We start from the raw sequence: 25,516 nt of genomic DNA, 5'->3' as shown, positions 1-25,516 counted from the left end.
GTTTCAGCGGCCGACCGACGGGACGCGTTGCTCGGGATCGACGACGATCTCGCCGCTCGAGTGGACCGTGACGACACACGTCGCGAACGGAAAGGTGATGCTCCCGTCGGCGTCCGCCACGTCGGCCCGTCGCCAATGGCCGATCAGCGAGTTCAGTGCGTCCGGTTCGACGGCCGCCGAGAGCCGCTCGAGGTCGTCCGTATCGACCTCGAGCACCGACGCGACGGTGATCACTACGGCCGTGCTCGCTAGCTCGTAGGCGTCGTCGTCGCACCAGGTGTGGTAGGTCCCGCGGTCTTCGTCGTAGTAGATCGTCTGCCCCCCGTCGTCGTCGACCGGCGTCAGGTTTCTCCTCCGAGCGGGTCGGGACATAACGCCTCTAGATATCGTGTGTTAACACTTATCATTGTTGGCCGGACTGTCGGCCGGACCGATAATTACGCAGGCGATCGAGGCGCCCGTTCGTTCCCGACCTACATCACATCTCTGACACCACGATATGTGTCATTCTCTTCGCGCGGGTTATCGTGGCCGTCGTCCTCGTTCGGCGAGACCGCCGTCGACTGTCCGTCGCTTGCGAGTGTCCGACCGAGGGAGACGAGTCAGTCCGAACTGCGGTCGACGAGTTCCCACCGCTGATTCGCGCCGCTCGTCCAGTGCCACTGAACGACGTTCTCGCCGGCGTCCTCGGCGTCGAGGACGCGGCCGGTGTTCGCGTTGACGAAGCCGTAGCGGTCGTCCGCGAGCGCGACGGCGAACCACCGTTGGCCGTCCGCACCGTTCCACGACTGCTGGACGACGTCGGTGCCGTCGTCGGTTCCGGCCGCTTCGACGCCGAGGACCGTCCCGCTGTGGACGGCCTCGAGGCCGGGCCGTCTCGTCGTCGCGAACGGGTGGCTACCGCTCGCGGCGAGACGGCGTCCGTACGCGGTCGCGAAAAGAAAGAGGGGTTCAGCGACGGCTCGGCGGCGTTACTCGGCGGCGATGACGTCGTCGATGCGGGCGATCATCGTCGCGGCCTCGGTGGCGCTCTCGATGGCCTCGCGCTTGACGTCGGCCGGATCGATGACGCCGTAGTCGAACGGATCGTCGATCGTGACTTCCTCGCCGCTGGTGATCAGACCGGCTCGTCCCGTCGAGTCGTGGGCGGAGCGGAGATCGACGAGCGCGTCGATGGGGTCTCGGCCGGTGTTGGCTGCCAGCGTGCGCGGGACGATGTCCAGCGCGTCGGCGAAGGCGTTGACGGCCAGCTGCTTGCGGCCCTCGATGCCGGCGGCTTCCTCGCGGATCTTGTCCGCGATGGCGATCTCGGTCGCGCCGGCGCCGGGGACGACCTCACCCGAGGCCAGCGCGGTCGCGACGACGTCCAGCGCGTCACCGATGGCGCGCTTGAGTTCGTCGACGACGTGTTCGGTGCCGCCGCGGACGAAGACGGTGACCGTCTCGGCCGCCGCGCCGCCCTCGACGAACGCGAGGTCGTCGTCGCCGTAGTTCTCGGCGCTGATGCGGTCGGCCTGACCGAAGTCGGCTTCCTCGAGGTCGTCGAGGGCGCCGACGCGGGTGGCGCCGGTCGCGGAGACGATGTCCTTGGCGTCGCTGTCGCCGATGCCCTCGAAGACGAGCACGCCTTCAGTGGCGAGATAGGAGGCGACGCGGTCGTCGACGTCCTCGGTCGTGAAGACGACGTCGGCGCCGCTCTCGGCGACGGTCTCGGCGTAGCCGCGGACCTCGCTCTCCTCGGCGTCGATGGCGCTGTTGAGCTGGTCGATCGAGTCGATCGAGTACTCCGCGTCGATCTCGCCGGTTCGGACGCCGAGCTCGACGTCGAGGACGGCGAGCGACGCGTCCTCGACCTCGCTGGGCATGCCGTCGTGGGCGGGCTCCTCGTCGATGACGATACCCGGGACGAGCTCCGTCGCGTTCGAGGAGGCGCCGATCTGGGTGTGAACGGTGACGTTGTCGCGGGCGACGCCGTCCTCGAGTTCGACGTGGCGGATCGCTTCGACGACCGTCTCGGCCAGCGATTCGGCGGTGAGACCGCCGGTGCCCTTGCCGGTCATGCTCGATTCGGCGACCTGCTTGAGCACCTCGTCGTCGACGACCTCTTCGCTGACCTGCTCCGAGATCGCCTCGAGGGCGATCTCGCTGGCCTCGTGGTAGCCCTCGACGATCGTCGTCGCATGGACGTCCTGTTCGATGAGGTCCTCGGCCTCACCGAGCAGGTTGCCAGCGATCACGGCCGCGGTCGTCGTGCCGTCGCCGACCTCTTCCTCCTGGGAGTCGGCGACCTCGACGATCATCTGGGCCGCGGGGTGCTCGATGTCCATCTCGTTGAGAATCGTGGCGCCGTCGTTCGTGATGACGACCTCGCCGCTGGAGTCGACGAGCATCTTGTCCATCCCGCGGGGACCCAGTGTCGTGCGTACCGACTCGGCGACGGCCTTGCCGGCCATGATGTTCGACGACTGGGCGTCGCGGCCCTGCGTTCGCTGACTATCCTCGCTCATAATGAACATAGGCTGTCCGCCCATGCGTCGCTGTTGTGCCATAGTTGAATCCTCACTACCTATGTCGTCAGCACTTCTATATAAAAGTTTCCCACTCGCCACCGCTCCCTCTGGCGATTGCGCGAATGAGAACGGTACCCAATGCCCCCGGGGCCCCGTTTTCGTCCCGCGAATCGCGGATTCCGGTGTCGGGTTCGGCGCGCCAGTGGCGGTCGGCCGCCCCGAGACGCGACTCCCCACCGCCGACGCCGACGGCTCCGCGGGCCGGTAGGGAAATATGGCTCCGGTGGAAAGAGCCGCCACGAATGCTCGAGCTGGAACACGGGTTTCGCATCGTCGACGTCTACGCGCGGCTCTCGCCCGGCGATACCGGCCCCCGCGTCGACGGTCGCTCGGTCACGCCCGACCAGCTCGAACGAGAGATGCACCAGGCGGGAATCACGAAATCGATCGTTTTTCCGCCCGCGCGCCCGAACCGGCGCTACCTCGCACCGAACAACGGCGTCGCCCGCCGCAGCGTCGATCGTCCGTTCGTCGCCTTCGCGCGGATCAACGGCACGCGGCGGCCGACGGCGTCGGCGACCGACCGCCTGCGCAACGCGGTCCGGAGCCGCGACGACCACCACACGTCGCCGGCGGATATCGAGCGCTACGCCTACGACGACCGGTTCCACGGCTTCGTCCTCGATCCCGAGGTCGACGACTACCCCGACGAGGACGTCCTCGCGGCCCTCGAGGCAGTCGACCTCCCCGTCATCGTTCGCGGCGGCGCCGACGCCGCCCTCGAAATCCTCGCGTCCACCTTGCTCGAGCGCTCGTTTCCCGTCGTCGTCGCCCACTTCGGCGGCCATCCCCTCGACCGGTCGCTCATGCACGGCCTGATCGACCTGCTCGAGGAGTACGACGGCTGTTACCTGGAGACGAGTTTCGTCCGCTACCGCGACCCCCTCGAGCGCGCGCTGCTCGAGCACCCCGACCGGGTCCTGTTCGGCAGCGGCGCGCCCGCCTGCCACCCCGACGTCGCCGTCATGGAAATTCTCACGCTCGACGTCTCCGAGGACAAGTTGTGGCGCGTCTTCTCGAAGAACGCATCCCGCGTTATCGACGCGCTCGCGCCGGCCGGCGGCGCCTGACCGCGTCCGCCTATTGACAACTATTTGCCCATTGGTCGAAAGGCTCATGTCTCAACGGACGAAGATATCTTCGATCTCGCATGGCAGAGTACGCGGCCGAGCGATGCGCCGACTGCAACGGGAAGCAAAAGCGACGCGCGGACGGCTCGATCTGGTGTCCGAACTGCGCGCTGTTTCGGCCGACGACGCCGAAACCGTGACCCGGAACCCGTCCGCTCGACGGTGACCGATCGATCGAAGTCGCCGCCGACGCCGCGGGTCGGCTACGGGTTCGTCTCCCCGGTCCGTCTCGTTCCGAACCCCGTCGCTAGGCCGTCTCGAGCCGAACGTCGTCGAAGCGACGGGTGATCTCGGTCTCCCAGACGACGTTCATCCCGATCGCGACCGTGACGTCGCCCTCGAGTTCGCCGACCGAGTACGAGTAGGGTTTCCACCCGCTGTGGTCCTCGATGTCCTTCTCGCGGTCGAAGTCCCCCTCCGAGAGCCCGTCGTCGGGTTTCTCGCCGGCGAAAAACGCTACCTGAGACATCCGGTTCGCCGAGTTCGTTCGACTGTAGACGTCGATCGTCACGGTCTCGACGTCGGTGACGTCGACGGACTGCTCGACCCAGATCGTCCCGTCGTCGGCGACGCCGTCGATGTACAACTCCAGCGACCGGTCGCCGTCCGACGCGTCGTCGGCGGTGGTCGAGGCGGAGTGGTCGACCGGTTCGTCCTCCGCTCCGGGGGTCGCCGGAAGGTCTTTTCCGATCGTCCGTCCGGACAGTTCCTCCTCGAACGAGGGATTGCGAAGGGTGGCTTGAGCCGGTTGCTGAGGCGAGTTATTCGGATCGTCCGTCTCGTTCTCGGGAGCCGTGGTCTCGTCCGGATCCGTCTCCTCGTCGGGACCGTCGCCGTTGAGTCGCGAACAGCCGCCGATTCCGGCGGCGAGTGCGCTTCCGAGACCGATCGCGTACGTTCGTCGGTACATCGTCTGCCCGTGCTCGCCCGGACCCAACGAAGCTATCCCAAACTGAAATGTCCCTTTGAGCGACGTTCCGATTCCTCTCGCTGCGGTACCCGTCTCCGATACGGGACGATCGGCGGGCACGAGTGGTACCGAACACTGGCGGATACAGCCCACGAATCGAACGCTGAGTCGATGCGGACGTTCTTGCCGCGGGAGACTCGAGAGACTAGTACTGAAGAGATGGCCTCGAGATCTGCGACGCGCGGTTCGGCACGCCCAATTTCACCGGTTATCGGCGTCGGCCTCGCCGTCGCGATCACGCTGGCGGCGGCGATCGCCGTCGGCTTCCTCGCCGTGGTCGTAGTCGGATAGGACGGCGGCCGCTGTGTGCTGCGTACTGTTCCGTCACCACAGCGGCGCGCGTTCGGCCGGCCCGTCCGGAAAACTCGTCGACGGGAACTCGAGTCGGCGGCGCGCTCAGCCGATGTACCGCAGGTCGTCGTCCGTCGGGACGTCCATCTGCTGTTGTTGCTGTTGTTGTTCCATCTCTTGGATCTTGCCGATGACTTCCTCCATCTCGTCGGCCCGCTCGTCTAAGGATTCGTACTCGAGGTCGAAGCCGAGGGTTTCCTCGAGGACCTCGAGGACCGCGCGGGCGCTCTTGGGGTCGACCAGGTAGCCGCTGGTCTCGCCCATCAGACACGCCCCGTCGAACCCGCGGCGGCCGCCGAGGCCGAGCAGGAGTCCGGAGACACCGACGATTCCGCCGGCGGGTTCGTCCTCGCGGAACTCGACGCCGACGTCCTCTAGCTCCTCGAGCAGCGACTCGTCGCTGACGGCGCCGACGACGGCGTACTCCTCGATGAGTTCGCCGGTCGGGACGCCGCCCAGCGCGTAGACCTCGCTCGCGCCGAACTCCTCGGCGATGTCGAGGAAGGCGTCGGTCAGCACGTAGTGGCCGTCGTTGGTCTGGGCCTGGTGATCCCCGGTCAGCAGTAACAGATCGCGGCCGTCGGGAACGGTGACGGCGTGAATTTCGGCGCACGTGAGGTCCGCGACGCCGTCTTCGACGCTCACCTGCGGCGGGAACTCCTGGGAGTAGACCCGGCGCACGAGCGTGCTGTCGGCCTCGAGTTCCTCGAGCAGGTGCTCGACGGCGAGGCTTCCGACGTGTCCCACACCCGGCAGCCCCTCGACGAGGACGGGGTCGTCTAGTTCGACCTCGGCGACTGCGTCGATCTCGAGTTCGTCCATACCGTATCAGCGACGGCGACGTTTAAGAGCGCGTCGGTACTCGCCGTACGGGTCGTTCGGATCGAACGGGGCCGGAGCGCTGTTTTCCGCGTCGGCGCCGCAGTCGGGACAGGAGTCAGAGAGGGTATACACCGGGCGGTCGTGTGCGTCGCGCCACGCCGAACACACCCGGATATCCGACTTCATGCGTTACTCGTCGTCGGTGCGACGCTCGCGGTGGTACTCGCCCGAACCGCCTTCGGACTCGATCGCCCGGACCGCGCGCTGTGCGCTCTCCTCGAGCTGGCTCTCGGCGGTCTTGTAGTTGGGCGCCTGCACCTCGATGCGGTACTCGGGCGCGCCGACGTAGCTGACCTCGAGGTCGACTTCCTCGGGCACTTCGCCGTTCCCTTCGGCGGCCTCGAGGGCGGTGCGGATGCCGTCGACGCCGCTCGGCGACGGGTTCTCGAGGTCGACGTAGCCGGTGACGTTGACGTACGGCACCGAGACGTTCTCGCGGGCCGTGTCGACGATCGACTCGATCTCGTCGTCGGAGAGATCGGTGTTCTCGAGTGCCTCCTCGCCGTGGATCGCGGCCTGCTTGAAGCCGTCGTAGAGGCTGCCGTGGGCGCCGATCAGCTCGTTGGCGATCGCGGTGTAGCTCTCGTCGTCGACGTCCTCGCCCAGCGCGATACCCATCCAGTTGTCGGCTTTCTGCTCGTTTTTCCACTCCTGGATCTTGTCGGAGCGCTGATGGTCGTTGACGTCTTTCAGCGAGAGATCGATCTGCTGGGATTCCTCGTCGATCTCGAGGACCTTGCAGACGACGATCTGGCCCTCGCGGACGTGATCGCGGACGTTCTTGATCCATCCCGAGGCGACCTCGGAGATGTGGATCAGGCCGCGCTTGTCCCGGTACTCTTCGAGATCGACGAAGACGCCGAAGTCCTCGATTTCGTCGATCTTCCCGACGACGAGTTCGCCGGGGTCGGGCCAGCCGCTGTACTTCATCGTGACTCGACTGTTTCGATGATCTCGTGTTCGATCTCGGCTTTGCCACCGGTCGGTCGCGCCAGCGTGGTGCCACAGACGGCACAGGCGACCTCCGAGGAGGCTTTGCCGAAGACGGTCTGTTCGTTCTCGCAGTCACCGCATCGAACGCTGTAGAAATTTCCTGCCATTGGTATCACTCCTGGAACTCGAGTCGGCCGGTGCGCCATCCCTCGCGGAGGTGGGCCTTGCCGCACTCGCTGCAGCGGTATTTGAGGTCGGTCTTCTTGGTAGGCTTTTCGCCGACCGGCACCTTCGAGAAGCGACCGGAGTTACCGATGCTCGAGGTGCTTCGTCGGGTGCGGCGAGCGTCCCATTTGAGACCGCTCGAGCGGCCCGTTCGGGACTTTTCGACTTCGTGTTCGTGGTGTTCGTTGCAGTGCGGACAGTACGTATTGAATCGGCGTGGCATCTGCATGGTTATCTCACTTGGCGTGGGCTAAGGCAGCGCTGTTTAAAACCCGTTTGGTTCGTCGCCGTCAGTCGATCGGGCGCGGAAACTGTCACCCGGAAATAAGTGACCGGCGACTGACGTCTGTACGCTTACCTCGATGTTTGGAAACTGGTAGCACGGTAACGGAGCGTGACAGCACGGATGGGACTCAGCAATCTCCTCCCGGATTCCGGCCGTCTCGGGACGCACAGTCGCCGTGAAGCGACCGACTCCGTAACGGATCGACTCGAGTCGAGCGCCGAAGCGGTCGGCGACCTGTCGACGCGGGTTCGCGACGCGGCGAATCGACGGGCGAGCGACGTCGCCGAGCGCGCCGTCGACGAACTCTTCGAACGCGCGCTCGACCGAAGCGCTGACGACCTGCTCGCGGCGTCGGACCTCGGCGGCGGTGAGGGCGCCGCCGAGTTCGGATCGGACGACCCGCTCGATCGGGCGCTCGAGAACTTCCTGCGGCGGTACGGCCTCGACGAGGATCGGCTGGACGACCGCACGCTGGACGCGATCCGAACCCGGCTGTCGGTCGCCGGCGCCGACGCGGACGCGGCCGACCTGCTTGCGGAAGTCCTGAGCGAGCGGTCGGCCGCGTCGGACGGGACCGCGAGCGCTGTGGGTCCCGCGGATCGCGACTCGAGCGCGGTCGCGGAATCCCGCTCGAACGGCGAGACCGACCGTCCGATCGACGTCCGCTCGCCGAGGCGTGTTCCCGGCTCCGCGCGCGACTGGACGATGCGCCGGAGCGTCCCGTCGATCACGTGCTCACCGATTTGCTCGAGCGCGACGCCGTAGTCGTCGGCCACGAACTCGAGCGCGCGCTCGCCGAGGAACTGCCCGCGCTCGCGGCGGACCTGGAGGCGGAACTGGCGCGGATGGAGACGAGCGGTTCGGCGGCCTCGAGAGCGAGGGCGCTCGACGCGGGTTCGAACGACGACCTCGGCGAGGGGGCCGCGGGACGCGGTCGGTCGGTGAATCTCCGGTCGGCCGTCGCGATGGCCGTCGCGGCGACGACGCTGCTTTCCGACGGCGACGGCATCGACCCCGCGGTCGGGGAACTGGCGACGAGCCTGTTGCAGGTCGGCGACGGGGGCGTTCCGATCGACCGCGTGCTCACCGATCTGGTCCCGTTACTGGTTCGGACGGGGGCGGAGCGCGACCTCGGCCTCGACGCGCTCCGCTCGAACTCGGCCGGGTCGCTGGCGCTCGTGGGGCTGTTCGTCGCCAACCTCGCCGCGATGACGCTCGGAGCCTACGTCTCCCGGGAGCGGGCGCCACCGATCCCCGACGAGATCCGCGGGCCGAACGAGGAGACCGTCGTGACCGACGAACAAGTCCGGACGGGAAAGAAGGCGTTCCAGGCCAACGGGCTCATGAATCAGGGGTCGGTCCTGGGCAACGGCTCGTACTTCGGCGTCGATCTGACGGCCGACGCGCTCGAGTCGAAAGCCGAGTACATGCGGGAGTACTACGCGCGCCAGCGCGGGAGCGACTCCTTCGACTCCCTCTCGGAGGACGACCGGGCGGCCGTCGAACGGCGCGTGGAGCGGGAACTCGACGCCGACGCACCCGAGGGCGACGTCGCTCGCTACTCGGCGGCGGCGGTCTACGCCCACCGGCGGCTCCGCGAGGCGTACGTCGACCGCTACTACGGGGGCGCCCCCGAACGGGGGATCCCGCAGGGCTACGTCGACTCGCCCGAGGAGGCCGCCCGGATCGCCGACTTCGCCTGCTGGACGGCGTGGATGGCCCACACCAACCGGCCGGATTCCGACCACTCCTTCACGAACGACTGGCCGTACGTGCCCGGGGCCGGGAACCGACCGACCGGACAGGTCGTCGTCTGGAGCGCGATCAGCGTCGTCCTGCTGATCGCCGGCGGGGGGCTCGGCGTCTGGGCCTACCACACCTTCGACGTCGCCGAGCCGACGACCGAACTCGTCGACGTCCCCTCGCCCGACTCGGTGTCGGTCACGCCGGCCCAGTACGCCGCGGCGCGGTACGTCCCCGTCGCGGGCGCGCTGTTCGTCGCTCAGGCCCTCGTCGGCGCCTATCTGGCCCACTACTACGTCGAGCGCACCGGGTTCTACGGCATCGGCGACGCGCTCGGGGTCGACCTCATCTCCTTGCTGCCGTTCTCGGGGGGCCGCGCCTGGCACATCAACCTCGGCATCCTCTGGATCACGACGCTGTGGCTCGCCGGCGGGCTCTTCCTGCCGGGGCTGTTCACCGAGCGGGATCCGCCGTGGCAGGCCGAGGGCGCGACCGCGCTGCTGGGCGTGCTCGTCGCCATCACGGTCGGCGCGTTCGCCGGCGTCTGGCTCGGTACCCGCGGCGCGTTCGGTTCGCCCGGATCCGGCGACGACGGCGATCTCTGGTGGTGGCTCGGCAGCGAGGGCCTCGAGTACCTCGAGGTCGGCCGCGTCTGGAAACTGGGCCTGCTCGCCGGGTTCGCCACCTGGACGGGGCTGGTGCTCCGGGGCGTGCGCCAGCTGGACGAACCCGCGACGGGACTGGGCCACTTCGTGACCTACGCGGGCGGCTCCATCGCGCTCATGTTCGCCGCGAGCATGCTCTACACGCCCGAGACGAACATGGCCGTGACGGAGTTCTGGCGCTGGTGGGTCGTCCACATGTGGGTCGAGGGCGTCTTCGAGTTCTTCGTCACCGCAGTCATCTCGGCCGCGCTGGTCTCGATGGACCTGATCGAGAAGGCCGACGCCGAGCGGGCGATCCTCTTCGAGGTGTTCGCGATCATGGCCGCCGGCATCGTCGGCGTCTCCCACCACTACTGGTGGGTCGGCCTCCCCGATATCTGGGTCCCGATCGGCACGACCTTCTCGACGCTCGAGTTCGTTCCCCTCGTGTTCGTCCTCTACCGGAGCCTCGGCGAGTACCGCTCGCTGCGGGCGCAAGGCGAGGAGTTCCCCTACACGCTGCCGCTACTCTTTATCGTCGGCTCCTCCGTCTGGAACTTCGTCGGCGGCGGGGTGCTGGGTTTCTTCATCAACCTGCCGCTGATCAACTACTACGAGCACGGCACGTACCTGACCGTCGCCCACGCCCACACGGCGACGTTCGGCGCCTTCGGCCTGCTCGCGCTCGGACTGGGCACGTACATCCTGCGCGTGGTGACCCCCGAATCGGCCTGGAATCCCGCGTGGTTCCGCGGCGCGTTCTGGCTGACCAACATCGGCCTCACCGTCATGACCGTCGCCTCGCTGCTCCCCGTGGGCTTCCTGCAGCTCCGGACGTCCTACCGGGACGGCTACGCCGCCGCGCGCAGCCTCGAGTTCTACGACCAGGACCACGTCCAGACGCTGCTGTGGGCGCGAACGCTCGGCGACACGCCGATGATCCTCGGCGCGCTCGCCTTTACCGCGGCGTCGATACGCCACCTCCGGGACGCCCGAACGCGGCGACTCGAGGCGACGTAGCCCCAATCTGAACGACGGGTATCGGAGAGTCGAGGCGCATCGAAGCGGTTCGCTGGTTCGGCTTTCGCCCTCTCGCCGTCGAGTAGCTCGAGAACGCGACTAACGCCGAAAGACAGAAGGCTTAATCCACTCTCGCGAGAAGTCGCCGACATGAAGCGGCTCATCATCCACGGCGATCCCGGGATCCGGAAGGGGGCCATCGTCGACTACGACGGGACGGAACTGGTCTGCTTCGGGATCAACCGCAACGGCGAGTGGCACGGTCCCGAGGAGGTCCAGCTGTGGTGTACCGTCGGCACCGAAGACGAGTACGAGGACTACGAGAAGCGCAACTACACGCCCCACTTCCTCGACGTCGACCGCGTCGACGCCGAAGACGTCGACGTCATCCGAGCGAAGGCCGACCTCGCGGTCTGAACCGCCCGCCGATTCGGCACGGGCGCCGAGTCTCTCCGAAATCTTTTGTGTGCGCGGTCGATACTGTCGCGACCACGGACAGATGCGTCGCTGCCGCGATCCGCAGGGATCGAAAATCCGAAACCGATGCTCCGGTCACTGATCGTTAGAGCCGTGTTCACCGACCGAGACCACCGGCCGAGCCGCCGACGGAGTCCACGATGAGCGATTCGCTCGGGGAGGCCGTTCGGACCCGACTTCGCGCGTTGCTCTCGACGGCGCGGTTTAGCCAGTTCGCCGGCGTCGGGATCGTCGGTGCGACCGTCGATATCGTCGGTCTCGCGCTGCTGGTCGACGCGTTCGAACTCTGGTATCTGGGGGCGAAGACGATCTCGTGGGAGCTGTCGATCGTGGTCATCTTCGCGATCAACGAACGCTGGACGTTCGCCACCTACGGCGACATGACGCCTCGAGCGCTGGTCCGGCGATTCCTGCGCTCGAACGCGGTTCGGTTCGCCGGTTTCCTGGTCACGTTGACGGTCTACGGCGTGCTGGTCGATCGGTTCGGCGTCTGGTATCTAGCGGCGAACGTCGTCGGCATCGCGGTCGGCTTCTTCGTCAACTACACCTGCGAAAGCCTCTACACGTGGAAAGTCCATCACGACTGACGGTAGAAATCCCCATACGGCGCCCGAATCATAACCCTTAACTAGTGCACTCGGGTATGATGTAGTAGCGGGATGGGATAGCCAGGAGATTCCGGCGGGCTCATAACCCGCAGACCGGTAGTTCAAATCTACCTCCCGCTACTTTTCGAGACGAACACTAACGCCGACCAGAGCGAGGCGTTTCGTGAGTCTCGAAAATAGTCGAGTAGATTTGAAGCAGGGAGCAGCTTCGCTGCGACCGTGGTTCAAATCTACCTCCCGCTATGTTTTGGCGCGAACAAATTCGTGAGCGCCATCCATAGCACGATGGTCGTTTGAACCAGACGGCGCCCGAACGGAGTGAGGGCGCCGGCGTGGTTCACATCTCCCTCCCGAGCCATCGATAGCATGGTGGTCGTTTAACCGGCGGGCGTCCGAACAACGGAAGGATAAGAACGCGATCGGCGTTCCGCACCGATCAGTGCTCACGACGGCGTCTCGTACCGCTCGCTCCGGTGTGCGTCCCATACGAAGATAAATATCACGGCACCGGTTCGCAAAATTGTTATATTTGAAACGCAGACTCAACTAGTAGCCCTGGATGACCCTCCCGTCGGATCGGTCTGACGACCGAGTAAGTAGACGTGCCGTGCTCGCCGCTGGAAGTACTGGAATCGCCGGTTCCGTAGCCGGCTGTATGGACCGCATTCAGCGACTCATCACCGGCGCCGCCAGCGATCAACTCTCGATAACCATCCTAACGCTGCCCACGGACAACGACCGACAGGCGATCCAGATCGCCCGCCAACTCGAGGAGAACCTCAAGGCGGTCGGGATCAACGTCCGGATCGAGCCCCGCGCCGACGCCGAGTTGCTGCAGACGGTCTTGCTCGAGCACGACTTCGATTGTTACATCAGTCGCCATCCGAGCGGATACGACCCCGACTTTCTGTACGAGACGTTCCACTCGAAGTTCGCCCCCGAAGCCGGCTGGCAAAACCCCTACGGGTTCGTGGACACCGAGCTCGACGAGTTACTCGAGCGACAGCGCTCGACGACGGGGTCGGAGCGGAAGGAAGTCGTCGGCGAAGCGCTCGATCGATTGGCGCAAACGCATCCGATCGTGCCGATCTGCGTTCCCGACGAGCGGCGGCTCGTCAGAACGGATCGGTTCGACGGCTGGAACGATCACCACCTCGGGACCCGACTCGGCTATCTCGGTCTCGAGCCCGACGAGGACGACTTCGAGGACGAGGTCGTCCTGAACGCGGTGATCACCGACTCGAGCCCCTCGAGAAACATCAACCCCCTCGCCGCGGCGTACCGCTATCGGGGTCCGTTCGTCGATCTGCTCTACGACTCGGTGGCGACCCGAGACGACGGCGAGCTCCGGCCGTGGCTCGCCGAGTCCTGGGAGTGGGACGAGTCGGTCGCGACGATCACGCTCCGATCGAACTGCCTGTTCCACGACGGCGAGCCGGTGACCGCCGACGACGTCAAGTTTACGTACGACCTTCTGGACGACACCTCGCTCGGCGACCGCGACGGACAGTCGCCGGCGCCGAGATACCGCGGGCTGGGCGACGCCGTCAAATCGGTGACGGCCGTCGACGACCGAACCGTTCGGATGCGATTCGGGACGAGCGACGAGGTCGGCAAACTGGCCTTTACCGTCCCGATCCTCCCGAAACACATCTGGAAGACGGCGGTCGAAGACCGGCTCGAGAACGGCACAGAGCCCATCCAGGGGACGTGGGATCTCGTGACCACCGAAGAGATTCCGCCGATCGGCAGCGGGCCGTTCGCGCTCACCGAGCAGGAGCCGCGCTCGCACCTCCGTTTCGAGCGCTTCGACGACCACTTCACCCGCCGCGGCTACGTCGACCTGCCGGAGCCCCGCGTCGACGAGCTCGCCTTCCACGTCGAACCGAACAGTAGCGCGGCCGTCGACCAGCTCGAGGCGGGGAACGCCGACGTGACGGCCTCCATTCTCGGCTCGGAGACGGTCGGAAACGTACCGGACGGCCTCGAACTCGTCGAGTCCGAATCGTGGACGTTCTACCACATCGGGTTCAATGTCAGGAACTCGCCGTTCAGCAACCTCCACTTCCGGCGAAACGTCGCGCGATTGATCGACAGGGAGTCGCTCGTGGCGGACGTCTTCAACGGGCAGGCGAGCCCGAGCGTCACGCCGGTTACGGAGGAGTGGGTTCCGGACGACCTCGAGTGGGACGGTGCGGCCCCATACGCGCCCTTTTTCCGTGACGAAACGAACAGTGGGGATACGGGAGAACTGGACGTGGAACGGGCGAAGCGCGAATTCGAACGACACGGCTTCCAGTACGACGAAGACGGAGAATACATCGTGAGATCCTGATGCTCGCCGAGCTATTGACGCAGGTAACGGTCATCATCGTCGTCCTGCTCGTCGGGTTCGTCCCCGTCTGTATCGGCCGACGCCGGTTGCGGGCGACCCGCCGCGAGTGGCGGGACCGAATGCGAGAGGCCGCGCCCGTCGCGGGCGTGGTGCTCGTCGTGTTACTCGCGAACCGATTCACTCGACAGCGCCTGCCCGATATCTCCTGGGCGATCGACTGGAACCTGACGCCGACGTTTTACGCCATCGAAGGAGAGGCGATCATCTGGTTTCAGCAGTTCGCCAGCCCGCCGGTGACCCAGTACTTTTCGTTCGTCTACATCTACGGCTACGTCTTCATTCTGGTCTTCCCCGTGATCGCGTACTTCGCGCTGTCGGATACGCGCCCGCTCCGGGAGCTGCTGTCCGCGTACGCGCTGAACTACCTGATCGGACTGTTCCTCTACCTCTTGGTGATCGCCTACGGGCCGCGAAACATCATGCCCACCGCGATCGAGACCGTGCTGTACGATTTCCGCCCGCAGTATCAGTACCTGACGCGGGAGGTCAACCACAACACCAACGTTTTCCCGTCGCTGCACACCTCGCTGTCGGCGACGATCGCGATCTTCGCCTACCGAACCAGAGACGAGTACCCGATCTGGTTCGCCGTCGCGGCGCCGCTGGCGGCGAGTATCGCGGTGTCGACGATGTACCTGGGGATCCACTGGGCGATCGACGTTGTCGCGGGCATCGCGCTCGCGGTCGGGACGGTATACGCCGCCGACCGTCTCGTCGGCCGCTGGTCGCTCGCGGAGGACTTCGGCATCGAAGTCGACGAGTACGCGGCCCGGATTCGGCGGATCGCCGGAACGAGCGCGCCGGCCGATCCCACCTCGCCCGCCGAAGACGACGAGTACGGCGAGGCCGACGGGGCCGACGTCGAGGGCCCCTCGAGCGACGAGCCGTCGACGGGTCGCCGGTCGTAACGGGACGCGGTCGGTACCCGCGCATCCGAGCGGTCGTTCGCGCCCGAGGCTCACTCCCGGATTTCGATCTCGGTCGCGGCGACGAGGCCGCGGTCGGCCGCGTCTTCTCGGTTGACCCGCGCCGTGAGCTTGTAGCGTCCGGGATCGACGGGGTCCCACTCGTCCTCGGCGACCCGGATGCGCTGGGACCACTCGCGACTGAACCGCTTGCGCTCGCCGCGGGCGAAGGAAAAGACGTCGGGCCGGTCGGGAACCGGGCGCTCGAGCCGCGAGGCGGCCGTCGCTCCGTCGACGGCCCAGACCCACCGCTCCGGGGAGTCGGTCCGCAGCCGGATCGGAAACGGGAGCCGGTTTCGGAACTCGACGCGAACGGCGACGGGGTCGCCGCGCTCGTAGACGTCGCGGTCGGTCGCGATCGAGACCGCGACGGCCCACGTGCGGAGCGCGACGGGCACGAACGCGTGGCTGAACGCGTCCCAGTCGATCGTCCGACCGGTTCCGTCCGGCTTCGCCGCGGGCGCGAACGGATCCTCCGCGTCCCGCTCGAGCGCGTTCGAGTCGTCGACTCGTTTTCGCGTCATCGTTCGGGCGTCCTCGTCTCGGAGTCATCCGGTAGGTGGTCCGCGTACGCGTCGTCGAATCGGTGACAGGCGATCGAACGGTCGTCGCCGTCGTCGCCGACCGGCTCGAGTCGCGGTCGATCGGTCTCGCACGGCGTCGCGAAGGCGGACGCGAGTCGCGCCCGCCCGTCGTCGATCTCGCCGGCCGCGACGGCCTCGAGGGCGTCCGCGAGGACGCGTTCGGCGTCGTCGTCCTCGAGTTCGGCCGGGAGACCGAATTCGTCGCGGATCGCCGCGGGAACGTCATCGTCGGCCCCGGAAGTGGCGAGTACCGACTCGAGGCCGTCCTCGCCGTCGGCGAGCCGTTTCCGTAGATGACGGATCGCCCGGACGGTCTCGGACTCGAGGTCGTACTCGGCGGGCGAGAGCACTCTCGGACAGCGCGTGTGGAACCGACAGCCAGACGGACAGTCGTCGGGGGAGGGGACGGTGCCCTCGAGGACGATTCGGTCGCCCTCCCAGCGCGGGTCGGGTTCGGGGATCGCCGAGCGCAGCGCCGCCGTGTAGGGGTGCGACGGGTCGTCGAAGACCGCCTCGGTCGGGCCGACGTCGACGATCTTCCCGAGGTACATCACGGCGACGCGGTCCGCGACGTGGGCGACGACCGAGAGGTCGTGGGCGATGAAGAGGTAGGCGAGCCCGAATTCGTCCTGCAGATCGGCCAGCAGGTTGAGTATCTGGGCCTGGACCGAGACGTCCAGCGACGACACCGGTTCGTCCAAGACGACGAACTCGGGCTCGACGGCCAGCGCGCGGGCGATGGCGATCCGCTGTTGCTGGCCGCCGGAGAACTCGTGGGGGTACCGCTCGGCGTGGCCCGGTGCGAGCCCGACGGTCTCGAGTAAGTCCCGGACGCGGGCGTCGCGCTCCGACGGCGGGACGACGTCGTGGACCTCGAGGGGTTCGCCGACGATGTCGCGGACGGTCAGCCGCGGGTTCAGGCTCGCACCGGGATTCTGCGGGACGTACTGGACGTTCGCCCGCACCGCTCGGAGTTCGGATCGGGAACAGGCGGTCAGGTCGGTACCGCGATAGGAGACCGTACCGGCGGTCGGCTCGGTGAGTCGGAGCAGCGAGCGGGCCAGCGAACTCTTGCCGCAGCCGCTCTCGCCGACCAGTCCGAGCGTCTCCCCCTCGCGGACCTCGAGGTCGACGCCGTCGACGGCCGTGACCGTGCGCCCGGAGCCGAACAGGCGGTCGAGGAGGCCGTCGGCCGTCGCGTACTCCTTCTCGAGGCCCTCGACGCGGAGCAGCGGGTCGTCGCTCATTCGGGCTCACCTCCGTCCTCGCCCCTGACGACGACGTCGTAGTCCAGTCCGTCCTCGAGGGCGCCGGTGTACTCGTGGCAGGCGGCGAGGTGGGAATCGGGGGCGGCCTCGAGCGGCGTCGCGGCCGTCCCGGTCTCCGCGTCGACGAGCGACGGCTCGCGGGTCGCACAGCAGGACTCGGCGTACGGACAGCGCGGGTGGAACCGACAGCCCGTCGGGGGATCGACGAGGTCGGGCGCGGTGCCGGGGATCGTCGGCAGCCGATCGCGGTCGTCGCCGAGGCGGGGGATCGACGCCATCAGCCCGACCGTGTGGGGTGTTTGGGATCGTAGTACAGGTCGTCGACGGACGCGCGCTCGACGACCTGCCCGGCGTAGACGACGAGCACGCGATCGCAGCGTTCGGCGACGACGCCGAGGTCGTGGGAGACGAACTGGATCGCCGTCTCGAACTCCGCGGCGAGTTCCTCGAGCAGCTCGAGGATCTGGGCTTCGACCGTGACGTCCAGCGCCGTGGTGGGCTCGTCGCAGATCAGCAGGTCGGGCTCGCAGGACAGCGCCATCGCGATGACGATCCGCTGTTGCTGGCCGCCGGAGAACTCGTGGGGGTAGTCCGCGTAGCGGCGCTCGGCGTCGGGAATGCCGACGCGCTCTAAGAGTTCGACCGTCCGTCGGCGGGCCTGCTCGTCGGTGACGTCCCCGTGGGCGCGGATCGCCTCGGCGATCTGTTCGCCGACGGAGTAGACGGGGTTGAGCGCCGTCTCGGGGTCCTGGAACACCATCGCGATCTCGTTGCCGCGGAGCGATCGCCGCTCCGAATCGGAGCACTCCAAGATGTTCCGTCCCCGAAAGCGGATCTCGCCGCCGACGATCTCGCCGGGGTCCTCGATCAGCCCCAGCAGGGCGAGGCTGGTGACGGTCTTGCCGGCGCCGCTCTCGCCGACGAGCGCGAGGCGCTCGCCGCGCTCGATCTCGTAACTGATCCCGTCGACCGCGCGGACCACGCCGTCCTCGGTGTAGAACTGGACGACGAGGTCCTCGACTTCGAGCAGCGCCACGCTACCGACGCCTCCGTTCGGCGGTCTCGCCCTGCGGATCGAGCGCGTCGTTGATCCCGTCGCCGACGAGGTTGATCGCCATCACGAACAGGAAGATCGCCAGCCCGGGGAAGACGGTGCGGTGCCAGTGGCCGGCGGCGATCGAATCGCGGCCGTTCGCGAGCATCGATCCCCACTCGGCGGTGCTCGGCTCGAGGCCGAGGCCCAGAAAGCCCAGCGCCGCGGCCGTCAGGACGACCGTCCCGACGTTCAGCGTCGCCTGGACGACGACGGGGGCGACGGCGTTCGGAACGACGTGTCTGGCGATGATGGTCCGGTCCGGCGTCCCGAGGGCCCTCGCGGCGGTAACGTACTCGCGTTCTTTCACCGAGAGGATCTCCCCGCGCAGCAGGCGGGCGTAGCCGATCCAGCCGGTCAGTGCGAGCGCGGCGACGATGTTCCAGTAGCCGCGGCCGACGACCGCCACGACGGCGATCGCGAGCACCAGAAACGGGAACGCGTAGAGGGTGTCGACGACCCGCATGACGAGTTCGTCGACCCAGCCGCCGAAGTAGCCGGCGATCGCGCCCAGCGGAATCCCGACGACCAGCGCGAGCGCGACGGCGACGACCCCGATGCTGAGGCTGAACCGCCCGCCGACGAGGACCCGGGAGAACAGGTCCCGGCCCGCCCAGTCGGTTCCGAAGGGGTGGGCCGCCGACGGTCCGGCGTTGGGCGGCCCGACGTACATCTCGGCGGGATCGTACGGCGCCAGCGAGAACGGCTGGACCGTGATCGTGTACTCGGCCGTCGAGAACGCGATCGGGCGGGCGAAGACCGCGACGACCGAGAGCGCCGCGATGATCGCGAGGCCGAGCACGGCCGTTCGGTTCGATCGAAAGCGGCGCCAGGCGTCCTCGAAACGGCCTCGAGACGGGGTCTCGGCGTCGTTCGCCCGTCCGTCGGCCCAGGGATCGACGGCGTCGTCGTCGCGGTCGGCCGCGACCGCCTCGTCGAACCCCTCGATGCGAATCCGACCGCGGTCGGTCGTCGATCGATCCGGTGTCTCTCGTGTCATGGGTCGTGTGTCACCGTTCGTGTCTGATCCGCGGGTCGAGGACGGCGTAGACGATATCGACGAGCAGGTTCGCGAGGACGACCGAGACGGCGACGACCAGCACCGTCGCCTGGACGGTCGGGAGGTCGCGCTGTCCGATCGCGCCGACCAGGAGCCGCCCTATGCCGGGCCAGGAGAACACCTGCTCGACGACGACCGCGCCGTCGACGAGGAGGGTCAACTGGAGGCCGGCGACGGTGACGACGGCGGTCAGGGAGTTGCGAAGGACGTGTTTGCAGATCACCGTTCGCTCGCGCAGCCCCTTCGCGCGGGCGGTCCGGACGTACGACGCGTTCAGTTCCCGGAGCATCGACGAGCGCAGCAGGCGCGCGACGAGCGCGGCCGAGGCCGTCCCGAGCGTGATGGTCGGCAGGACCAGAAATCGCAGCGTCGCGGGGCTCAAAAGCGGCGCGTCGGGCGGAATGACCCGGAACCAGCCGAGGTGGACGCTGAAGACGAACAGGAGGACCAGCCCCAGCCAGAAGTTCGGCGTCGCGATACCGGCGAGGGCCGCGATGCGGCTGACCTCGTCGGCGGGTTCGCCCCGCTTGACGGCCGCGACGACCCCCGCCGGAATCCCGATCAGGAGCGAACAGAGCCACGCCGCGCCCCCGAGCACGAGCGTGTAGGGCAGCCGGTCGGCGATCGTCGCCCCGACGTCGCGACCCGTGATCGGCGACCGGCCGAACTCGAGGACGAGCGCGTCGCGCAGCCAGAGCAGATACTGTTCCCAGACCGGGCGGTCGAGGTTGTACTCGGCTTTCAGCGACTCCCTGACGGCCGGGTCGACCTCCCGAAAGCCGAGCACGGCGTCGACCGGATCCCCCGGCGTCAGGTGGAGGAGCGAAAACGTCAGGGCCGTCACACCCAGCAGTACCGGGATCGAAGCCAGCACCCGCTTTCGGACGTAGATGGCCAGCGTCATTTGGAGCCGAGTTTCGAGCGGCGGTTAGCTGAAGTACTCGTCGACGATGCGCGCTTCGAACTCCGGATCGACGAACGTCTCGTGGGTCGGGGAGATCGGCGTGTAGGCCGCAGTGCCGGCGCCGTTGAACACGTCCTCGATGATCCGCTGGCGCGGGATGAGCCGCCCGATCCCGCGCCGGACCTTCGGATTGGAGAAGGGCTCGCGGTAGCTCGGATAGCCCAGGAAGTCGACGGCCGCGCCGGTCGTCCGGTCGACGACGAACCCGTCGTCGTCCTCGAACGCGTCGAGGCTCTCGTTCGGGAGGCCCGTCGTCAGGTGGATATCGCCCGTCTCGAGGGCGCCGCGGCGGGCCGACGTTTCCGTGATGATCCGCATCGTTACGGTCTCGATCGGCGGCGTTTCGGGGACGCCGTTGCTCCCGTCGTGCCAGTGGTCCTCGTTGGCGACCAGCCGCCAGAGCCGGGCGGGCTCGTGCTTCTCGAACGCGTACGGACCCGTTCCGACCGGTCGCTCGGAGATGTCGTGCGTGCCGTCCGCGACGGCTTTCGGGAGGATCGGCACCTGTGCGACCGCTATTTCCAGTGGCCCGTACGGCCGCCGGAGCGTGATCTCGATCTCGTGGTCGCCGAGGACGTCCGCGCTCTCGTACCAGGTGTACACGTCCCGTTCGCTGGGCGATCCCTCGTAGCGCTCGAGGGTCGCTTCGACGTCCGCGGCGGTAAACGGTTCGCCGGTGTGGAACCGGACGCCCTCTCGCAACTCGAACCGCCAGGTCCGTTCGTCGATCCGGTGCCAGTCGGTCGCGAGCAGCGGTCGCACGCTCCCGTCGAAGTCGATCTCGAGGAGCTGTTCGTAGAGCAGGCCCGTGGCCATGTGCGAGACGTCGTCGGCCGCTCGGACCGGATCGTAGCTGTCGATCTTCGTCCCCACGTCGCCGACGAGTTCGGTCTCGTCGGCGGCGAGTTCCGTGTAGACGCCGAGCGTCGGCGCGTAGATCGACTTGTACTCGTCGCCGGGGACCGGATACGTCCGGAACCCGTCGACCGCGTCGGCGCGGTAGGTGACGATCTCCTCGGGCGCGCGAACGAACGACAGCGGCGATTCCTCGACGAGGAGTTCCTGCAACTCCTCGTAGATCGCGACGCGATCGTCCTCGTCGACGGTCGCGACGCCCTCGTCGATGAGCTCGTCGACCCGCTCGTTCTCGTAGTGGTTGATGTTGAGGCCGGTCGGAGTGAAACTGTCGGAGTGAAAGCCCGGATAGACGTATTGGTGCGGGTCCCAGCCGCCGATAAATCCCAGACAGACGAGCGCGTTCTCCTCGTTGGCGGCCATGTTGTTGACCAGATCGATGTAGGAGGTCCACTCGAGGGTCTCGAACGAGACGTCGAACAGATCGGTGTCGTCCAGTTCGCGTTGGACCAACTGCGCCCACCGCTTTCGTCCCTCGTTCTCGGCGTTCGAGTAAATCGTCGTCTCGACGGGCGGTTCGACGCCCGCCTCCTGAAAGCCCTCGAAGATGAGTTCTTCCGCGTCGCTCTCGAGTTCGACCCCGGGGTTGGTGCTGATACAGCCGGCCGCGCCGGCGACGCCGAACCCCCCCAGCCCGGCGAGCACCGATCGACGAGGGAATCGATCGAAATCACCCTCACCAGTGTGTGCCATTGGTGACGGATACCCAGTCCGCTACTATATTCCTTGTTACCGAGCGCTCAGCTGCCCATTCAGTAACTACTAGTGATTTCTAATCGATTCGAAACGACTGACGCACCGGATGCGCGACGCCTACGAGTCGCCGCCCTCGTCGACGATGACGACCTCGCCGTCGACGACGTCGACGTTGATCAGCGTCTTGACGTCGTGGCCGGCGTCCGCGGCCTTGTTCTCGCCGCCGACCTTCTTGATGACCGCGACCGTGTCGATGACCTCGGCGCCGATCTCGTCGAGGGCGTCGAGGACGGCCGCGAGCGTGCCGCCCGTCGAGAGGACGTCGTCGAGCACGAGCACCTTCTCGCCCTCGCGGACGTCGTTGATGTACATCTCGTTCTCCGAGTAGCCGGTCTGCTGGGAGATGGCGACCTCGTCGTCGAGGCCGTACTGGCGCTTCCGGATGACGGTCAGCGGGATGTCGGTCATCAGCGAGACCGCGGTCGAAATGTGGATCCCCATCGCCGCCGGCGTGACGATCCGATCGACGTCCTCGAGCTCCGCCTTCCGAATGATTCGGATGACGATCTCCCGGAGCAGGCCGGGGTCGAGTTTCGGCACGCCGTCGCTGATCGGGTGGACGAAGTAGTGGTAACCGTTTTTCTCGATGATCGGCGCCTCGAGAAGCGACCGCTTCAACTGATCCATGTCGTGGGTCGGACGGTAGCGGAGTAAAAGTTGACGATCCGCTCGAGCCGTGTGTCGGACCCCCACCGTGGGTCGGCGCGCCGGTGTGCCGGCGAGCGCTACTTGTCGCTCGTGTAACTGAGCTCGGGCGGCTGATCGCCGTGGCCGAGCCGCATGTTCCGCTCGTGGTAGATGTGGGCGACCGCCGCCAGCGTGACCGTCACGGCGATGATCCCGGCCCACGTCAGATTGGACAGGAGCGTCAGCGGATAGATCTCGAGCCACAGCGCGGCCACCAGCGCGGAACTGATCGCCCCCAGCGAGAGGTACAGTTCCCGCCAAGCGAACTCGCGGCCGGGGACGATCTCCAGGTAGACGCTGATGTCCCGCGTTCGGTCGGTCGCCTCGATGACGCCCGTCTCGGAGTCAAAGACGAGGATTCCGGACTTGTCCATCTTCGGGAGGTGGGTCTGCTGGAGGGTCGTGTAGACGCGCTTTCGCTGTTCGGGCGTCACCTTCTCGGGGATCGTGTCGTACTCCCAGGCGGCGACCTGCTGGGCGAGGTCGCCGAGCGCGACGGGTCGACCGTCCTGTTTCAGGTACTGCAACACGTAGCGTCGCCGCTGGTTGCGCAGCACTTCGAAGATTTCGCCCTTCGAAAGCGGATCGCTCTCCTCGGTGTCTGCCGGTTCGTCAGTCACGTCCGTACCGTCGGTTTCGTCGGGCCGCCGGTGCTGTTGTTGGGGCACGTCGAATCACCTCGTGGTGCCAACCGGGTACCGCTCGGCGCCGTCGGGGGCGACGACGGCGTTCCATCCCGCACTCGAATCACCAATTGAGACTGTTCGCATAGCTGTTACGTCGTCGCACGAACGCCTCGTATATAATTCTCTTGCCCCGCTCTGCCCGGTTTCGCAAACGTCAATTCGGTTATAATGAGTTGTTTCCGACGACTGCCGCGATCGAGTCGGCGATTTCGCCGCCCAGTCCCGCCTTCGTTCCCTCGTAGCGGGCGGCGTCGGCGTCGTGGACCAGCAGCGCCGCGGTCCGATCCGATCCCATCACGCCCGCGTCGTTGGCGACGACGAAGGCCAGGCCCGCGCGCTCGAGCGTCTCGCGGGCCTTCTCGATCATCGCCGCCTCGTCGCCGGAGGTCTCGGTCTTGAAGCCGACGATCGGCAGGTCGGGTCGCGCCTCGCGGACCTCGTCGATGAGTTTCGGCGTCGGCTCGAGGTCGAGTGAGAGCTGCTGGCCGGAGCGGATCTTCTCGTCGCTGCCCTCGACGGTGTAGTCGCCGATCGCGGCCGCCGAAACCAGCGCGTCCGCGTCCGCACAGGCGTCGCGGGTCGCCGCGAGCATCTCGCTCGCGCTCTCGACGTGCCGGACGGCGGCGTAGGGGAGGTTCCCGTCGCCGTCGGTTTCCGGCGGCCCGTCGCCGTCCCCGATCGGTCGCGGGCCGACGACGCCGTGGACCAGCGTCACGTCCGCGCCGCGAGCGTAGCAGGCCCTCGCGACCGCACGCCCCATCTTCCCCGACGACCGGTTCGTGATCACGCGCACGGGATCGATCGACTCGGCGGTCGCGCCGCCGGTGACGACGACGCGCTCGCCCTCGAGCGATCGCTCGCCGGCCGCGCGGGCCACGTCGCAGACGATCGCCTCCTCGCTGGCGATCTTGGCCTTCCCCTCCTCGAGGCGCGGATCGACGAAGTCGACGCCCCACTCGGCGACGGTGTCGATGGCCTCGAGGACGCCGGGGTGGTCGTACATCGGTTCGTGCATCGCGGGGGCGACGACGACCGGCGTGTCGGCACCGAGCGCGGTCGTCGCGCAGGTCGTCACGGCCGTGTCGTCGACCGCACCGGCGATCTTGCCGACCGTGTTCGCCGTCGCCGGCGCGATCAGGAACACGTCGGCCCAGCCGTCGTTGCCACAGAGTTCGACGTGCTCGACGCTGCCGGTGATCTCGGTGACGACCTCGTTGTCCGTCGCGAACTCCACGGCCCAGGGATGGATGATTCCCTGCGCGCTGCCGGTCATGACGCCGCGCACCTCGGCCCCCTGTCGTCGCAACTCGTGGGCCAGTTCGACCGTCTTGACGGCCGCGATCGACCCCGTCACTCCGAGCGCGACGTTGACTCCCTCGAGCATTCGTCTGCTATTCTCTCTCGATGCGTGTTAAGCGTAGCGAGGCGGTTCCGGAACTACGCTTCCGAGACGAGGTCGATCCGGTCGGCGAGCCACTCGAGGGCTCGATCGACGGTCTCGGGATCGGTACCGGTCACCTTCAGGCGGTTTCGCCGCTCCGTGTCCGGATAGCTGCCGATCGTCACGTCGAAGCGCTCGCGAGCGTCGGCGATCGCGTCGACGACCGACGCCTCCGGCTGTGGCGTGTAGACGGTCCTCGAGACGGCGTCGCCGCTAAATTCCCCGGCGATCTGCCCGAACAGCGCTTTCAGCTCCGCGGGCACGCCCGGGAAGGCGTACACATTCTCGAGGACGCAGCCGGGGCAGAGCCCCTCGGGATTCAGCAGCGGTCGGCTCCCGGCGGGCAGCGCCGCCCAAGCGTCGACGTCGAAGTCGAGCTCCTCGGGCGCGACCGACTCGGGATCGAGATCGCGGTACTCCGCGACGGTCTCGTGGACGTCTCGACGGACGGACTCGTCGACGACGAGCTCGCGGTCGAACGCGTCCGCGAGGGAATCGGCGGTGACGTCGTCGTGAGTACCGCCGAGCCCGCCGGTCACGATCACGGCGTCGAGGGCGTCCGTCCACTCCCGGATCGTCGCCGCGATGCGGTCGCGGTCGTCGGGGAGGGTGAGAATCCGATCGACGGTCGCGCCGCGATCGGTCAACCGGCTCGCGAGCCACTTCGCGTTCGTATTCGCGATATCGCCGGCGAGCACTTCGTCGCCGACGGTGAGAATGGCGGCCTCCATCGAGCGAATCGACGCGGAGAACGGGGAAAAGGCTGGCGTCGAGTCGGTTCGCTACCGGTCGAACCGAGACAGCGGATTCGACACCTCGCTCGTGACGTACTCGTGGCGTTTCCCCCGCAGTCGCATCGCGGT

Annotated in this window: 24 protein-coding genes, 1 tRNA gene and 2 pseudogenes; 8 read left to right on the top strand and 19 right to left on the bottom strand. The window is 67.2% G+C overall.

What is annotated here, in order from left to right:
• Nucleotides 1-3 precede the first annotated feature (3 nt).
• The 3 genes and pseudogenes from HTZ84_RS12850 to thsA form a co-directional block, all read right to left on the bottom strand.
• A complete protein-coding gene (locus HTZ84_RS12850; protein WP_174681041.1) occupies nt 4-372 on the bottom strand; it encodes a HalOD1 output domain-containing protein in 369 nt (122 codons plus the stop codon).
• Between the two features lie 230 nt (nt 373-602).
• Nucleotides 603-854, bottom strand: a pseudogene (locus HTZ84_RS23205) (RICIN domain-containing protein); the annotation flags it as partial.
• 117 nt (nt 855-971) lie between these two features.
• The gene (gene thsA, locus HTZ84_RS12840; protein ID WP_174682584.1) at nt 972-2,516 is read right to left on the bottom strand and encodes a thermosome subunit alpha; all 1,545 of its coding nucleotides are present in this window, start codon (nt 2,514-2,516) and stop codon (nt 972-974) included.
• A gap of 296 nt (nt 2,517-2,812) precedes the next feature.
• Here thsA and HTZ84_RS12835 point away from each other — a divergent pair, with 296 nt between their 5' ends.
• The gene (locus tag HTZ84_RS12835) at nt 2,813-3,640 is read left to right on the top strand and encodes an amidohydrolase family protein (protein ID WP_174681040.1); all 828 of its coding nucleotides are present in this window, start codon (nt 2,813-2,815) and stop codon (nt 3,638-3,640) included.
• Between the two features lie 307 nt (nt 3,641-3,947).
• On the opposite strand, the gene HTZ84_RS22865 is transcribed toward HTZ84_RS12835, so the two are convergent.
• The 6 genes from HTZ84_RS22865 to HTZ84_RS12805 form a co-directional block, all read right to left on the bottom strand.
• Nucleotides 3,948-4,610: a hypothetical protein gene (locus HTZ84_RS22865; RefSeq protein WP_254611750.1), complete on the bottom strand. Its 663-nt coding sequence runs from the start codon at nt 4,608-4,610 to the stop codon at nt 3,948-3,950.
• Nucleotides 4,611-5,066: 456 nt separating this feature from the next.
• Nucleotides 5,067-5,843 carry a proteasome assembly chaperone family protein gene (locus tag HTZ84_RS12825; RefSeq protein ID WP_174681039.1) on the bottom strand — a complete coding sequence of 259 codons (777 nt, stop codon included), beginning with the start codon at nt 5,841-5,843 and terminating at the stop codon, nt 5,067-5,069.
• 6 nt (nt 5,844-5,849) lie between these two features.
• Nucleotides 5,850-6,029: an RNA-protein complex protein Nop10 gene (locus tag HTZ84_RS12820; protein ID WP_008896252.1), complete on the bottom strand. Its 180-nt coding sequence runs from the start codon at nt 6,027-6,029 to the stop codon at nt 5,850-5,852.
• A gap of 3 nt (nt 6,030-6,032) precedes the next feature.
• Nucleotides 6,033-6,833 (bottom strand): translation initiation factor IF-2 subunit alpha, encoded by an 801-nt coding sequence (locus HTZ84_RS12815; protein WP_174681038.1) that lies wholly within the window; start codon nt 6,831-6,833, stop codon nt 6,033-6,035.
• A complete protein-coding gene (locus tag HTZ84_RS12810) occupies nt 6,830-7,003 on the bottom strand; it encodes a 30S ribosomal protein S27e (RefSeq protein ID WP_174681037.1) in 174 nt (57 codons plus the stop codon). Before HTZ84_RS12810 ends, HTZ84_RS12815 begins: the two co-directional genes overlap by 4 nt.
• Before the next feature lie 5 nt (nt 7,004-7,008).
• The gene (locus HTZ84_RS12805) at nt 7,009-7,290 is read right to left on the bottom strand and encodes a 50S ribosomal protein L44e (RefSeq protein ID WP_006429374.1); all 282 of its coding nucleotides are present in this window, start codon (nt 7,288-7,290) and stop codon (nt 7,009-7,011) included.
• A 177-nt stretch (nt 7,291-7,467) separates the two neighbouring features.
• Here HTZ84_RS12805 and HTZ84_RS22860 point away from each other — a divergent pair, with 177 nt between their 5' ends.
• From HTZ84_RS22860 to HTZ84_RS12775, 7 genes are all read left to right on the top strand, one after another.
• Nucleotides 7,468-8,112, top strand: a complete 645-nt coding sequence (locus tag HTZ84_RS22860; RefSeq protein WP_254611749.1) for a hypothetical protein — start codon at nt 7,468-7,470, stop codon at nt 8,110-8,112.
• Complete coding sequence (locus HTZ84_RS23120) at nt 8,079-10,754, top strand: nitric-oxide reductase large subunit (protein WP_309138870.1); 2,676 nt, start codon at nt 8,079-8,081, stop codon at nt 10,752-10,754. Before HTZ84_RS22860 ends, HTZ84_RS23120 begins: the two co-directional genes overlap by 34 nt.
• A 150-nt stretch (nt 10,755-10,904) precedes the next feature.
• Nucleotides 10,905-11,171: an HAH_0734 family protein gene (locus HTZ84_RS12795; protein WP_008896257.1), complete on the top strand. Its 267-nt coding sequence runs from the start codon at nt 10,905-10,907 to the stop codon at nt 11,169-11,171.
• 200 nt (nt 11,172-11,371) lie between these two features.
• Nucleotides 11,372-11,818 carry a GtrA family protein gene (locus HTZ84_RS12790; protein ID WP_174681036.1) on the top strand — a complete coding sequence of 149 codons (447 nt, stop codon included), beginning with the start codon at nt 11,372-11,374 and terminating at the stop codon, nt 11,816-11,818.
• 66 nt (nt 11,819-11,884) lie between these two features.
• A tRNA-Met gene (locus tag HTZ84_RS12785) sits at nt 11,885-11,959 on the top strand.
• Nucleotides 11,960-12,494: 535 nt separating this feature from the next.
• On the top strand, nt 12,495-14,174 hold the full coding sequence (locus HTZ84_RS12780) for an ABC transporter substrate-binding protein (RefSeq protein WP_174681035.1): 1,680 nt from the start codon (nt 12,495-12,497) through the stop codon (nt 14,172-14,174).
• Nucleotides 14,174-15,142, top strand: a complete 969-nt coding sequence (locus HTZ84_RS12775; protein ID WP_174681034.1) for a phosphatase PAP2 family protein — start codon at nt 14,174-14,176, stop codon at nt 15,140-15,142. Before HTZ84_RS12780 ends, HTZ84_RS12775 begins: the two co-directional genes overlap by 1 nt.
• Before the next feature lie 50 nt (nt 15,143-15,192).
• On the opposite strand, the gene HTZ84_RS12770 is transcribed toward HTZ84_RS12775, so the two are convergent.
• The 10 genes and pseudogenes from HTZ84_RS12770 to HTZ84_RS12725 all read right to left on the bottom strand — a co-directional run bounded on the left by HTZ84_RS12770 (nt 15,193) and on the right by HTZ84_RS12725 (nt 25,384).
• On the bottom strand, nt 15,193-15,723 hold the full coding sequence (locus HTZ84_RS12770) for a hypothetical protein (RefSeq protein ID WP_174681033.1): 531 nt from the start codon (nt 15,721-15,723) through the stop codon (nt 15,193-15,195).
• Nucleotides 15,720-17,030, bottom strand: a complete 1,311-nt coding sequence (locus tag HTZ84_RS12765; RefSeq protein WP_174681032.1) for an ABC transporter ATP-binding protein — start codon at nt 17,028-17,030, stop codon at nt 15,720-15,722. The genes HTZ84_RS12770 and HTZ84_RS12765 overlap by 4 nt, the downstream gene beginning before the upstream one ends.
• Nucleotides 17,027-18,087, bottom strand: a pseudogene (locus HTZ84_RS12760) (ABC transporter ATP-binding protein). The gene HTZ84_RS12765 and the pseudogene HTZ84_RS12760 overlap by 4 nt, the downstream one beginning before the upstream one ends.
• A gap of 1 nt (nt 18,088) precedes the next feature.
• Nucleotides 18,089-19,144: an ABC transporter permease gene (locus HTZ84_RS12755; RefSeq protein WP_174681031.1), complete on the bottom strand. Its 1,056-nt coding sequence runs from the start codon at nt 19,142-19,144 to the stop codon at nt 18,089-18,091.
• Nucleotides 19,145-19,154: 10 nt separating this feature from the next.
• The gene (locus HTZ84_RS12750; protein WP_174681030.1) at nt 19,155-20,108 is read right to left on the bottom strand and encodes an ABC transporter permease; all 954 of its coding nucleotides are present in this window, start codon (nt 20,106-20,108) and stop codon (nt 19,155-19,157) included.
• A gap of 24 nt (nt 20,109-20,132) precedes the next feature.
• Entirely contained in the window at nt 20,133-21,776 is a 1,644-nt protein-coding gene (locus tag HTZ84_RS12745; RefSeq protein WP_174681029.1) for an ABC transporter substrate-binding protein, read from the bottom strand.
• Nucleotides 21,777-21,896: 120 nt separating this feature from the next.
• Nucleotides 21,897-22,466: a hypoxanthine/guanine phosphoribosyltransferase gene (gene hpt / locus HTZ84_RS12740; RefSeq protein WP_174681028.1), complete on the bottom strand. Its 570-nt coding sequence runs from the start codon at nt 22,464-22,466 to the stop codon at nt 21,897-21,899.
• Between the two features lie 98 nt (nt 22,467-22,564).
• Nucleotides 22,565-23,146 carry a DUF7344 domain-containing protein gene (locus HTZ84_RS12735; RefSeq protein ID WP_309138887.1) on the bottom strand — a complete coding sequence of 194 codons (582 nt, stop codon included), beginning with the start codon at nt 23,144-23,146 and terminating at the stop codon, nt 22,565-22,567.
• A 229-nt stretch (nt 23,147-23,375) separates the two neighbouring features.
• Nucleotides 23,376-24,596, bottom strand: coding sequence for a bifunctional phosphopantothenoylcysteine decarboxylase/phosphopantothenate--cysteine ligase CoaBC (coaBC, locus tag HTZ84_RS12730; RefSeq protein WP_174681026.1), 1,221 nt, complete (start codon nt 24,594-24,596; stop codon nt 23,376-23,378).
• A gap of 53 nt (nt 24,597-24,649) precedes the next feature.
• The gene (locus tag HTZ84_RS12725; RefSeq protein WP_174681025.1) at nt 24,650-25,384 is read right to left on the bottom strand and encodes a competence/damage-inducible protein A; all 735 of its coding nucleotides are present in this window, start codon (nt 25,382-25,384) and stop codon (nt 24,650-24,652) included.
• Between the last annotated feature and the right edge of the window lie 132 nt (nt 25,385-25,516).

It is taken from the genome of Haloterrigena gelatinilytica (assembly GCF_013342145.1).
Classification (GTDB): Archaea; Halobacteriota; Halobacteria; order Halobacteriales; family Natrialbaceae; genus Haloterrigena; species Haloterrigena gelatinilytica.
This window is presented reverse-complemented; position numbering and strand designations above follow the sequence as displayed.